The organism is Aliidiomarina sanyensis (assembly GCF_003987175.1).
GTDB classification, from domain to species: domain Bacteria; phylum Pseudomonadota; class Gammaproteobacteria; order Enterobacterales; family Alteromonadaceae; genus Aliidiomarina; species Aliidiomarina sanyensis.
In genome coordinates this window covers 172,700-184,805 of sequence record NZ_PIPM01000001.1, presented here as the reverse complement: position 1 = coordinate 184,805, position 12,106 = coordinate 172,700, and the positions used below count along the sequence as shown (strand labels likewise).

Below are 12,106 nucleotides of genomic sequence, written 5' to 3'. Positions count from 1 at the left end.
TCACAGATCAAGCGTTTTATATACATGAGACAGTGCTTGAAATGTCTCTGTGATCGAACACTCTTCATGATCGCGTTTTTTCAATCCTAATCGCGACAGCTCGATATGCCAGGTTGGCTCAACACCGACCTGCGCCAGCGAATGTTTTACACAGGCAAGCGGGCAACCATCAAGCGCGATGATGGGTCGTCCAGAACGCGCGGTTTTTACCAACGGGCGCACATGACCACCTACGCCAGCAATGCACGACATTTCAGCCACACCGTCGCGTGTTAATCGTAACGCAATATCATTGGCAAGTTGCGCAACATTTGAACAGCCTGAACATGCATAAACCAAGGGCTTTACATCATTTAATTGCTTCAATTCTGCCATTTGTCTTCTCCTTTTCATTACGCCCTCTCCTATGAGGGCGCAATACGAGAAGAAGTGTACCCTGCGCTCAATCCTTTAAATTGATTTGTATCAAGCCGATTCATCATTCCCCAGGGCATACCTACAATGAACTTATCCGGGTCGTCCATCTGCACGAGGCGAGATCAATATTGGGAGGTAGACCACACAGAATAAGAAAAATGCAATAACCCACAGCCCGCTCGCCCACTGAAACCATATTAAGGATGCACCTGGTAAGAACCATCCACCGCCAATGCGCAGCACGGCGGCGATAATCACCGCAAGAAATGCAGCGGACATCAGCGGATTGGGCCGCAAAGGTCGCCCGCTATGCCCCAACGCAACGCGTGCCATCATCGCTAAGATCATCACGCCCATCGCACCAGCGGTCAGGGTGTGCAAGGCGGTACTGTGTGAGATTCCCTGCCCCCAGGCAAAACCCGAGTACCGCAATGCAAACAACATAAATGCGAGCGGGATAAATGCAATCGAGGCGTGGAGTGACCATAGCAGCGGAATCCGCCAAGTGATCCAGAATTTGACTCGGAGCCACCGTACCATGGTGAAAACAGCAGCGAACGCAAACAATCCAGCGATCAACTGATCAGGGAGCCATGTATTCAACATAAAGATGTGAATGAGTGCGATCAACCAAACCGATACTATAGTCCCCCATTCTAGCCACTGAATGGAGGGCACGCGGGGTGTCCCCGTGCCATTCGCCGTAAACATCGGCAGGATTCTGCCCGAAATAATAATCATCACGAGCGTAATGAGCCAAACTGCCCCATTACTGCCATACTGGATCCAATCAAAACGACCATATACCACTCCTGCATGCATCGCCCCATTCATGATCATCAGTAGCAACAGAATAGGAATAAACATCAAATTTCGCGTTTGATTCACTCGAATGACCAAGCGACCAAATAAAAAGGCAGCAACAGGTAATAAGGCAAGATCTACCGCAATGACAAACGACGCTGGGAGACCTCCGCCCAATGCCAACACGAGGCGTCCGCTCAACCACAAGACAATTAAAACAAGAAGACTCATTCCGTGTGCAGCCCTTAAACCCGTCCAGTTTTGCACCGCCGTGAGTAAAAAGCCCAGCACAATGGCTACGACGAAACCAAAAATCATCTCGTGTTGATGCCAAAACATAACGTTATGGTATGGTTTCCAAACAACACTCCCCGATAACACAAGAATCCATAGCAACATCGAAAGTGCCGCAAATCCTGCCCCGAGAAGGAAGAATGGGCGGAAAGCCTGTCTTAAAATGGGAGTCATTGCTGACTCTCTATCATAATCGGTGACTTGCATCTTGTACTCCTGTTTATCTGGAAGTTGAAGGCCGTTCCAGTTTTATTAAACCTCGTCGCGAAAGAAATCATTCGCCTTCGCGTCTTCTATCGCATGACGAAATCGCTCCGCTCGAATGGCAAGAAACATCACCATCATGCACAGAGCGAGAACCGCATAAAGCACCATAAACGCGCCGCTTGCGATACCGAGGAGATCTTGTACGAGGCCAAATAAAATCGGCAGAGAAAATCCTCCCAGCCCACCCAATGCGGCAACCATCCCACCAACTGAACCCATTTGTTGTGGGTAGTAATTATTCAAGACCTTGAAGACGCTGGCGCGACCCAAGCCTTGCGCGATCCCAATCACAAACATCAACGCCGTAAATAGCCATACGTTAACCTCGATGTGCAAAACAACGTCCCGTTCGAGTCCATGGATTGTCATCGTGGTTGGCGGGTAGCTTAAGAAAAATAAACACACTAAACAGACCCAAAAAACGCTCCAGTTGACAATCTGCCCCCCGTAACGATCTGCTAACCAGCCACCAAGTGCTCGAACCATGCTTGATGTGGTGACAAAAAACAGTGTGAATCCCATTGCCTGCGCAAAAGGGAGTTCGTAGGCCTGCATATAGTATTGGGGAAGCCACATGATCAAGGCGAGGAAACTCCCAAATACGAAGTAGTAATACAAACCAAAGCGCCACACACGACTCTCACGAAGTGGTATCAACTGTTCCCGCCATGGCGATGTAGCGCGAGGAACATAGTGAGGTGTTTTCGGTGCGAGTCCTACGAAAATGCACAGCATGATGAATAGCCCCCCAGCATACAATGGGCCAGTCCACGGCCAATCGAGCCAATGGACAAAGATGGGTAGTAGAACAAACGAGATCGCCGCACCAGCATTTCCGGCTCCGAAAATTCCGAGCGCGGTACCCTGTTGTGAACGAGCAAACCAATCCGTGACGTAACGAACCCCCAAAGTAAAGGAGACGCCGCTAATTCCAATCCACAATCCGATCAAGATAAAACCGGCATAGGTTGAAATGAAGGGTAATAGCAATAGCGCAGGGAGCGTGAGCACCATCTGCCATATCCACAAGGTTCGAGCAGCGGTATATTCCGCCCAAATTCCTACAGGAATACGAAGTAATGAGCCAGATAGCATTGGTGCTGAGAGCAAAATGCCAAGCTTGAAACCTGACAACTGCAATTGCTCCTGAATGTCGATTGCGAGCACTGCATACAGAATCCACACAGAAAAATTGGCAGAAAAAGCAAGGGTGGCAATACCCAAGGCCTGCCACGCACGGGGCAAGGTCGCATCCATCATTAAACTCCGAAATATCGCGAGACTTCGTTATCTTAGCGATTTTCCACTTAAACGCTCGAGCGCGCTGGGAATACCCCCAAAATGCACCCCACCAGACGCTCGTGTCCGACGCTACCACTTAATGAGTAATAATCTCGAAGAACACTAGGTTACGGGCCAATCACAACTACCCTTTCCGAGGTATTCTCGATTTTCTAATTAAAATCAGTTAGATAGCCTTTTTGATGCAGATCAAGCAAGGTTGTATTCGGGTCACGCACACTGGCGCCGAAAAATCCCTTACAACCATTGAGGTCTTACTATGTCCACCGCTTCTGCAGATACTGGTCTAAATCTGTTACGGTTATCCGACCCAAAGATTAAAACACTGCATTTAACTTGGTTTGCGTTTTTTCTCACCTTTGCGGTGTGGTTCGCCCATGCGCCGCTTCTCTCATCAATTCAAGCCTCTTTGGAACTAACCGATGCGCAAATACGGGCTCTGTTAATCCTAAACGTCGCAATTACGATTCCCGCACGAATTATTGTGGGAATGCTCGTTGACAAAGTTGGTCCTCGGATTATCTACGCTGTCCTCCTGATTGTTTCGGCATTTCTATGTATTGGGTTCGCCTTCGCAACCACCTACACCTCACTTGCTATCTTTCGCTTCCTGCTCGGTTTTGTCGGTGCTGGTTTCGTGATTGGAATTCGCCTTGTTAGTGAATGGTTTCCGGCACACCAGGTCGGCACAGCAGAAGGTATTTATGGTGGATGGGGCAACTTCGGCTCAGCTGCAGCTGCTATGATACTTCCTACACTTGCACTCGCGTTTGGGGGGGACGACGGTTGGCGGTACGCGATTGCCCTCGTAGGTCTCATTTGTGGTGTTTATGGTTTTGTTTTCTATGCCAAAGCACGCAATACTCCGAAAGGGTCTATTTATTTCAAACCGAAAAAGTCTGGGGCGATGCTCGTTTCATCCTGGGGTGCATTGTGGGCGCTTATTCTAATGAACATTCCAATGTACCTCGCCCTCGCGATCCTCGCATGGCGTCTTTCTCCATCAGGAGTAAATCTCTATGGTGATGGCGTTTTGTATAGCTTTTGGGCTGCTTTGGTGATCATCTTCATTTATCAAACCTGGACCACCTATCAAGTCAATGCCGAACACCTCCGCGCCGGCGTTCCAGAACTAGAGAAATATTCGTTCAAACAAGTAGCAATCCTGAATGTTGCCTATTTCGCTACCTTCGGATCGGAGCTTGCCGTGGTCTCCATGTTACCGCTTTATTTTTTACAGACATTTGAAGGACTCACCGCTGTCACTGCAGGCCTATTAGCGTCTGCATTTGCCTTTATGAATTTAGTTTCCCGGCCCATGGGCGGCTGGTTCTCGGATCGCTACGGCCGTCGTCGCAGCCTGTTATATATGATCGCTGGATTAGCACTCGGATATTTTATGATGGGACTGATTGACAGCCATTGGTGGCTTGTTATGGCGGTGTTAGTGACCATGGCTTGCTCGTTCTTCGTTCAAGCGGGCGAAGGTGCAGTATTTGCAATGATTCCGCTCATCAAACGGAGTATGACTGGACAAATTGCCGGTATGGCAGGAGCATATGGCAACGTAGGCGCCGTTATTTATCTCACAGTCTTAAGTTTTGTCAGCTACAGTACATTCTTCTATGTCATTGCCGCATCTGCATTAATCGGTTTCGTTGCAGTGTGGTTCATGGACAATCCAAGGGGCCACATCGCGGAAGTCATGCCTGATGGAACCGTGCATACCATTGAGGTTGGACACAAATAATGAACGGGATTCCGAGCGCCGAGCACTTAGTGGTCGGTCACGCCTCTCTCTGTGATGAGGGCGGTAAAGATGGTAACGAAGATGCAGTTGGTGTGCGTGTCCCTGTGGATGCGCACATGCTCACCTATAAGGGTGCTGTATTCGCAGTTGCAGATGGTGTCACCAGTGCTGAAGCAGGGCAAGATGCGAGCGAAACTGCTATCCGCACATTTTTACGCGATTATTTTTCGACTCCGGATACCTGGTCTGTTGCCCATAGTGCGAGTCAAGTTCTCTCCACGATAAACCTCAGATTGTACCGCCACAGCCATCAGTTCAACAATGAAATGAAGGGGCAACTGTGCACCTTTAGTGCGTTGGTTTTAAAATCTCATACCGCTCATTTTTTCCACGTAGGTGACACCCGCATTTATCATTGGCGAAGTGGCTTCTTACGCCTATTAACCACAGATCATTCAGCGCAACTTAATCCCGAGCGCCGGTTCTTGGCCCGCGCATTAGGGATGGATGGTCGCCTTCAGTTGGACCATGGTAAGCAAGACATTACTTCCGGTGATCGCTTTCTTCTCACCTCCGATGGACTGCATGATTATGTTCAAGATTCCCAAATGCAAGAGGTGTTAAGTCAAATATCTGATCCGAAGGCCGTATGTGAAGAGCTTCGCCGCTTAGCCATGATGCAAGGGTGTGATGACAACATAAGTGTCATTGTTGTTACTGTGGAGCAACTCCCTAATATCGATATCGATGATTTTCATGATCAACTGACTCGGCTCCCTTTTCCTCCCGCTCTCAAGGCAGGGATGAAAGTCGATGGCCTGGAAGTCATTCAAGAAATCTTTGCTAGTAGTCGGAGCCATCTTTACTTGGTGCGTGATTTGGACAGCGGGCAACGTGCCGTGATGAAAACGCCCTCTGCTAACTACGAAGACGACAGCAGTTACATTGAACGTTTTATTCGCGAGGAATGGATCGGAAGCCGCGTAGACAGTCCACACGTCGTCAAAATCATTCGCCAATCACGTCCTCGAAGCTTCCTGTATTATTTAATGGAATACGTTGATGGTATTAGCATGGAGCAGTGGCTCACACAGAATTACCCTGTCAAGCCAGCACGAGCCATTAAACTCATTGAGCAAATTGCTCTCGGAGTGAAAGCATTTCATGATTGTGAGGCCGTTCATCAAGACCTGAAGCCGGGCAATATTATCATTACAACGGACCCAGTCTCACAAAAGGAAAGCATTAAAATCGTTGATTTCGGTAGTGTCTTTGTTGCCGGTGTTGCTGAGGTTTTCATTCCCATCGAGCATGAAGCGGTGCTTGGAACCGCATCCTATTCCGACCCGCAATACCTCACAGGACGAAACTCAGGCATTCAGGGCGATGTGTATGCGTTGGCGACGATCTGTTACGAACTTTTCACGGGCAGCCTACCCTACGGTGAGAAAATTGAAGCCTGCCAAACACCCAGTGACTACGATCGGCTCCGGTATATCAGTGCTCGAAAACATAATCCAGCCATTCCCGTGTGGTTTGATCGTGCGTTGGAGAAAGGTGTGAGCTTTGATCTACAGCAACGCTATACAACAATGGAAGCGCTGCTGACTGATCTCAAAAATCCAAACCCTGCGTTCTTGCGTGAGGAAGTAAAGCAAAATACCCGAAGCAGCAGTCTCCTTTTCTGGCAACTTCTCTCTGGCTTTTGGTTTGTGACTTTACTTCTGGTTATCTACTTATTTGTGTTGAACCAAACCTAACTATGCCGATTTCGGGCGAAATACTTGAATCACTGCAGGATCGCAAACCAAGTAGGGCCCATCCATTAAATCAAGACAATAAGGAATTGCAGGAAACACAGCGTCCAAGCACTGTCGGATAGCCTTGGGCTTCCCAGGTAAATTGACAATCAGGCTATCCTTACGCAAGCCCGCGGTTTGTCGCGATAGAATCGCTGTTGGCACGTACTTCAATGACTCGGCACGCATTAGTTCCCCAAAGCCGGGCATCATACGATCACAAACGGCTTCCGTTGCTTCTGGAGTCACATCGCGTTTTGCAGGACCAGTGCCCCCTGTGGTTACGATCAGACTGCAACCTTCCTCGTCCACCAGACGAACCAACGTAGCCTCTATTTGCTCACGCTCATCTGGAATGACTTCATAACAAAACTCAAAAGGGCTCGTTAGATACACGTTCAGTGTATCCATAATTGCCGCACCTGAAAGATCTTCGTACACGCCTGCGCTAGCACGATCACTGACCGTCACTACGCCAATTTTTGCTGCATTTTTCTGGCTCATTTCCTCACTCTCCACACTACATTGTTGTGATCACACGTTCCGTACCATGCCCGCCAACTGCAACCAATACCCGTTGCAATCACCCTCAGACAGAGGAACAGGCGCTTCGCCATGAATATTCCGTTGAAACCGTGTAAGCCAGTCAAACGTTTGCTCGGGCTCCGGGCTTAACCGCGCTATATCTACCCAGCCAGACATCTCAGGGAGTTGGTTAATTAAGTTGTATCGGCTTCCCGATTGTGTCTGAATTCCATTTAAAACAAAAACTTCAGTTCCGTCTTGGCTTACCACCTTTCTTCCACTTGGGTATTTAATGCAGCATAGCTCACAGTCATCTTTGTGACGATTCTCCGACCGCGCCGTAAAACATCGCGCGGACCAAGCAAGTGGCAAGTGGCCCAAGGCGAAGACTTCAACCTCAAAATCAGAACGGCGCGATACAATCTCAGGCTGCTGCAAGGTGGTTCTTAACCATTCACCCGATAGCTCTACAGGCATCACCCAGCGTTGCATTCCGAGATCAAGCAACTGACATAGGCTGTGCTGGTTATAACAATTAATCGCGGGACCTGCGACAAAGGGCAACGATGCTGCATGCAAGAGTTGAATTGCACCCATATCATTGGCTTCAACTAAAAACTCTCCATTTTCAACGTACCGCTTCAGCTCGCGCAATTCCGATGGAGCCTCTAGCAAGGTCATCGTGGATAACACGACTTGCTTTCCTTTTTTGCGTAAGCCATGAGCAAGGTCGAGATAATCGGCCAACTTCAATTCACGGCGCTTGGCGCAGACTGTCTCTCCCAAATAAACGATATCGGCTTGGCTATGTGCAACTTCGTCATAGAAATCAAAAACAATATTGCGAGGCCAGAAATATTGAATGGGTCCAACTGAGAACTGCATATCTAACTCCTATTTCCAACTCCGGTGGTACGCACCCAGAGTGGTTTGATTTCCCTCGGAAAGTCCCGCAAGTACACGGTGCCATTCTTCTGCTACTTCAAACCGAGCAGGATCCAGAAGCAGTCGATCAATAGCTGCGCGCCATACCTTCGTGATCTGTGCGACATAAGCAGGACTTCGCTGCCTTCCCTCGATCTTCAGTGAGCGAATACCCTCTCGATACAATTCAGGAAGGAGGTCTAAAGTATTGAGACTTGTGGGTTCTTCAAGTGGATGATAAAGCTGGTTTTCAACACGAAATCTCCCCTTGCACAAAGTCGGGTAGCCTGCGGTTTCATCAGCGCCAAAGCGGTCAATCACCACATCATTAAGACGCGACTCAAGCACATCGCCCCGCTCTTCCCACCGCACATAAGCAGCTGGAGAGCACGCACCTGCTGTATTAGGGGACTCCCCGGTCATGTACGAGCTCAAATAACAGCGCCCCTCAGCCATGATGCACAAACTTCCAAATGCAAATACTTCGAGATCTACCGCCGTCGTTCGAGCTAGTGCACGTACTTGATTCATGGCTAATACGCGCGGCAATACGACACGACGAACCCCAAACTGGGCTCGATAAAACTCGATCGCTGCTGCATTGGTTGCGGAACCCTGCACTGATAAATGTACCTCTTGGTCGGGGTATGTATTTCGCACGTAAGCCAACAACGAAAGGTCAGCAATGATAAGCACATCCACATCAGCGCGCACTGCGGTGTCGATTGCGCGTTGCCAATGCCCCCAGGTCGCAGGATGCGCAAATGTATTGATGGCAACATGGAGTTTGCGGCCACGTTGATGGGTGTATCGTACAGCGTCAGGGAGTGCGTCATGATTCAAGTTGAGACCTGCGAAATGACGCGCATTGGTATTATCTTTTAAGCCAACATAAATAGCGTCCGCGCCATGTTCTAACGCCGTTTTCAACGCGGGCATACTTCCCGCGGGACATAATAACTCCATCATTTTCTCCAGCTATCAATCGCCCTTTCTTGATTTAGAATAAGAAACCTAGCGCCCTAAAAACGTATCGTTATTGTACGCAAATAATCTTCGGAAGCCTTTGAATGTTCGATATAAATTGGATTACTCACAAAGTAGTACCTGGCCTACCTCGTGGGCTTAAACATGCGGTACGATATGCTCCTCGATTTCCCTTAAATCGCTCGCTGCAATCCGCACTGAATTACATTCTCGCCCCACAAATAGAGCAACAGGAGCTAGATTTTATGTTTGGGAGAAGTGTTGCGGTGATTGTTCAAGACCTTGATTTACATTTGCGCATTGAACGCAATGAATCTGGTTTAGTGGTAGAAGCGAATACAACGCCCCTCTCAGTCCAAAATGCCGATGTGACACTCACAGGTGATTTCTTTGCCTTTAGTCTGCTTATCACACAGCAAGTGGACCCCGACACACTGTTCTTTCGGCGTCGCCTGCGTATGACCGGTGACACGGAGCTAGGCCTCCATGTGAAGAACCTACTTGATACCGTTGAGCTCCACACTCGACTTCCATCATTGACTCAATCTTGGGTAAAATCCTTTGGCGAGAAGGTTCAAGCGTACTCCACGCAATAAAACCGAGACGTCAATAAAAAAGCCGCCATCGAGCGCTCGGCCGATGGCGGCATCTCTAAACGTCAGATCATAGAATCCGGAGTAATTCCCCCTGACGATTAAACGCGAGAAAATTAGCAATATTCCCACTTTTAATACTCTCAACCATCATTTTTAAAGGCTGCTCAGCCTGTTCCGGTGTAGGAGGAATACCAATTAAACCGCTCATACTTGCGGCGAACGCAATATCCCAATCTTTACCCGTTTCGGCTGATTCAGCGATCAGCACATCGAAATCGGCAACCTCATCCGGCAATTTATCCACACACAACACCGGCTCTAAATTCCCCCCCTCACCCTGCTCAAAACGACGCTTTTGGTCGTCAGTTGCGTGGTCTGGCATGGTCGCTTTTGCAAACACAAAAAGTAGCCGTTGCGGCTCATTTTGCGATTTTGCCGCGTGAATAAAATCGTGATAACTGCTTAGTTGCATGAGTGTCTTCGTTCCTCAGTGGGCGCCGATGATATGCTTAAAGTGTAACAAAGTGAGCTCAAAAACAGCACGAAGCATAAGGGGGAGCCCCTCCCCCCTTATAGGTAGGTCAAGCGATTTCAGATACTGGCTGCTCGCGCGCCTCGCTGCTTGCGTCGCCAGCTCGATGTTCGCGATGATAATGGCGCAATGCGTGTTCCTTGCGACGTCCCTCACTGAACGCAGAGACTCGTTTTAAGTACCCAATCACCCGTGTACCGAAATCGATGTCCTCGCTTCCGCATTCGGAACACCGATTTAAGGTTCGTTTATCGATATGAGCACACAGGTTACAAATAGTAATTCGCACATTGATGCAAAAATAGTTGCACCCAGTTTTCGCGGCGAGATTAAACAAGCTTAGATATCCATCGGTACTCAATTTTTCATCTAGGTTAAGATGCAGTGCCGAACCACCGTCGAGATATTCAATCAATTCTCGACCGTGCAAAATAAACTTATCCAGCGCATGAATACGATCGTCTTCAACCGTATAAAAGTAACTGTTGTAACACGCTCGTGGAACAAAATATCCATCCTTCTGATCCCATTTTGCATTCTTAACCCCGAGATTCTCTGCGGGTACAAATTCCGTATTAAACATATAACCATAGCTTGTTTTGGCTTCTTTATTCGCGTCATAAATAACCTTTAAATGACGCTGCACAAACGCTTTGTATTCCTCGTTATTCCCCACCTGAATTCCCTGAGATTCAGCTGCCTCCGTCATACCATTAATGCCGATAGTCAAGAACTGCTTATCCAGGCTAATAAATCCTGCGTCGTAGACAGTGAGAAGTCCCGCCTCAAGGTATTCCTCCATGATCTTTCGATATGCAACTTGGTATTTGTGGATCTTACAAATCTCCTGCGCTAAATCTCTCCCATCCTGAACCAAACGATTCATATTAATGGTGATGACATTAATCGATCCGGTTGCCACGCCACCTGCTCCTAGGGTATACGAAAAGGTATTATCCGCTATTTCACTGCGTAAACGGCAGCAGCTCGCCAGGCTGTCCGCATTATCCGAGAGATAAATAAAGAACGAACTTCCCTTTGCCATATGTCCTGCCATTCCTCGCGCAAACGCTTGATCTTTGCACTGTCCTGATTCAGTTAACATGGCCACAGTAACGACAGGAAATGTGAGAATTGCTTTGCTGCGCTCGGTATTGAACCAATCCAAAAAGAAGTCCTGGAGCTTTGCGACCGAATCCCACTCAGGCTTGCTGAAATCGGGGAACACAAATTCACCAAACATACTGTCAAAGTAATGTTGATCGTAAATTGAAATATTCCAGAAAACGCTTTGATAGCCGCGTGCTGCGGCCGGTTGATTCAATGCATAAACCACATGCTGAAGGTGATTAGCGATTTCGTGCCGGTGGGTGACAAGATAATTATCTCCGTAATCCTTTCGTGCAAAATAATCAAAGTACGTCAAAAACTCGACCGTCGCGACCGCCCCCGCAAACTGTGAACTCACGGCAAAAACAAAGTTCACAAAAGTTCCGCAGAAGGACTCGATATGCTTTGGCCCTTGAGATTCTCCACCTAATTTTGTCAAACCATCGCGTAGAAACGGATACATGGTGACCGATACGCAATAGGGTTTTAGACTTGTTTCATCATGGACGTAGATCTCATGATCTTCTATCTGGCGGACATATTCGTCGGCAAGTTCCTGCCCGAAAAGATTAGCAATTTTCTGACTTACTAAACCTCGGTTCACCTGCACGAAAAAGTCCTTCATGATCTCAGATTCCAGTGTCGCCACATTTTTTTGGGTAACATTCGCATTGGCATCCATGGTTGAGCCATCTGCTGCATTTTGAGCATCAAGGTAATTTTTAATAAACGAGATCTTGCCATTCACTTGTTCATTGGATAAGCGCAACATAGATTTTCCCCTTATTATTTTCATCGC

11 protein-coding genes are annotated in these 12,106 nt (G+C 48.1%); 3 read left to right on the top strand and 8 right to left on the bottom strand.

All coding sequences use genetic code 11. The features are described 5' to 3' along the window. The 3 genes from CWE11_RS00830 to CWE11_RS00820 all read right to left on the bottom strand — a co-directional run bounded on the left by CWE11_RS00830 (position 1) and on the right by CWE11_RS00820 (position 3,042). Positions 1-375, bottom strand: a complete 375-nt coding sequence (locus CWE11_RS00830) for a putative zinc-binding protein (RefSeq protein WP_126775706.1) — start codon at positions 373-375, stop codon at positions 1-3. A gap of 132 nt (positions 376-507) precedes the next feature. Further along, on the bottom strand, positions 508-1,722 hold the full coding sequence (locus CWE11_RS00825) for an NnrS family protein (RefSeq protein WP_126775705.1): 1,215 nt from the start codon (positions 1,720-1,722) through the stop codon (positions 508-510). A gap of 45 nt (positions 1,723-1,767) precedes the next feature. Further along, a complete protein-coding gene (locus tag CWE11_RS00820; protein ID WP_338022154.1) occupies positions 1,768-3,042 on the bottom strand; it encodes an MFS transporter in 1,275 nt (424 codons plus the stop codon). A 301-nt stretch (positions 3,043-3,343) separates the two neighbouring features. Between CWE11_RS00820 and CWE11_RS00815 the strand changes: the two genes are divergently transcribed. Together CWE11_RS00815 and CWE11_RS00810 are read left to right on the top strand one after the other, a co-directional pair. Next, entirely contained in the window at positions 3,344-4,834 is a 1,491-nt protein-coding gene (locus tag CWE11_RS00815) for a NarK family nitrate/nitrite MFS transporter (RefSeq protein ID WP_126775704.1), read from the top strand. Continuing rightward, positions 4,834-6,594 (top strand): bifunctional protein-serine/threonine kinase/phosphatase, encoded by a 1,761-nt coding sequence (locus CWE11_RS00810; protein WP_126775703.1) that lies wholly within the window; start codon positions 4,834-4,836, stop codon positions 6,592-6,594. The genes CWE11_RS00815 and CWE11_RS00810 overlap by 1 nt, the downstream gene beginning before the upstream one ends. On the opposite strand, the gene mog is transcribed toward CWE11_RS00810, so the two are convergent. The 3 genes from mog to ubiU are packed head-to-tail and all read right to left on the bottom strand — an operon-like array spanning position 6,595 to position 9,048. Further along, positions 6,595-7,137, bottom strand: coding sequence for a molybdopterin adenylyltransferase (mog, locus tag CWE11_RS00805; RefSeq protein ID WP_126775702.1), 543 nt, complete (start codon positions 7,135-7,137; stop codon positions 6,595-6,597). 30 nt (positions 7,138-7,167) lie between these two features. Then, complete coding sequence (locus CWE11_RS00800; RefSeq protein ID WP_126775701.1) at positions 7,168-8,043, bottom strand: U32 family peptidase; 876 nt, start codon at positions 8,041-8,043, stop codon at positions 7,168-7,170. A gap of 9 nt (positions 8,044-8,052) precedes the next feature. Then, positions 8,053-9,048 (bottom strand): ubiquinone anaerobic biosynthesis protein UbiU, encoded by a 996-nt coding sequence (gene ubiU, locus CWE11_RS00795; RefSeq protein WP_126775976.1) that lies wholly within the window; start codon positions 9,046-9,048, stop codon positions 8,053-8,055. A 104-nt stretch (positions 9,049-9,152) separates the two neighbouring features. Between ubiU and ubiT the strand changes: the two genes are divergently transcribed. Further along, positions 9,153-9,665, top strand: a complete 513-nt coding sequence (ubiT, locus tag CWE11_RS00790) for a ubiquinone anaerobic biosynthesis accessory factor UbiT (RefSeq protein ID WP_126775700.1) — start codon at positions 9,153-9,155, stop codon at positions 9,663-9,665. Positions 9,666-9,732: 67 nt separating this feature from the next. On the opposite strand, the gene CWE11_RS00785 is transcribed toward ubiT, so the two are convergent. Then, positions 9,733-10,137, bottom strand: coding sequence for a ribonucleotide reductase subunit alpha (locus tag CWE11_RS00785; protein WP_126775699.1), 405 nt, complete (start codon positions 10,135-10,137; stop codon positions 9,733-9,735). A 109-nt stretch (positions 10,138-10,246) separates the two neighbouring features. Further along, a complete protein-coding gene (gene nrdD, locus CWE11_RS00780) occupies positions 10,247-12,103 on the bottom strand; it encodes an anaerobic ribonucleoside-triphosphate reductase (RefSeq protein ID WP_126775698.1) in 1,857 nt (618 codons plus the stop codon). Positions 12,104-12,106 lie beyond the last annotated feature (3 nt).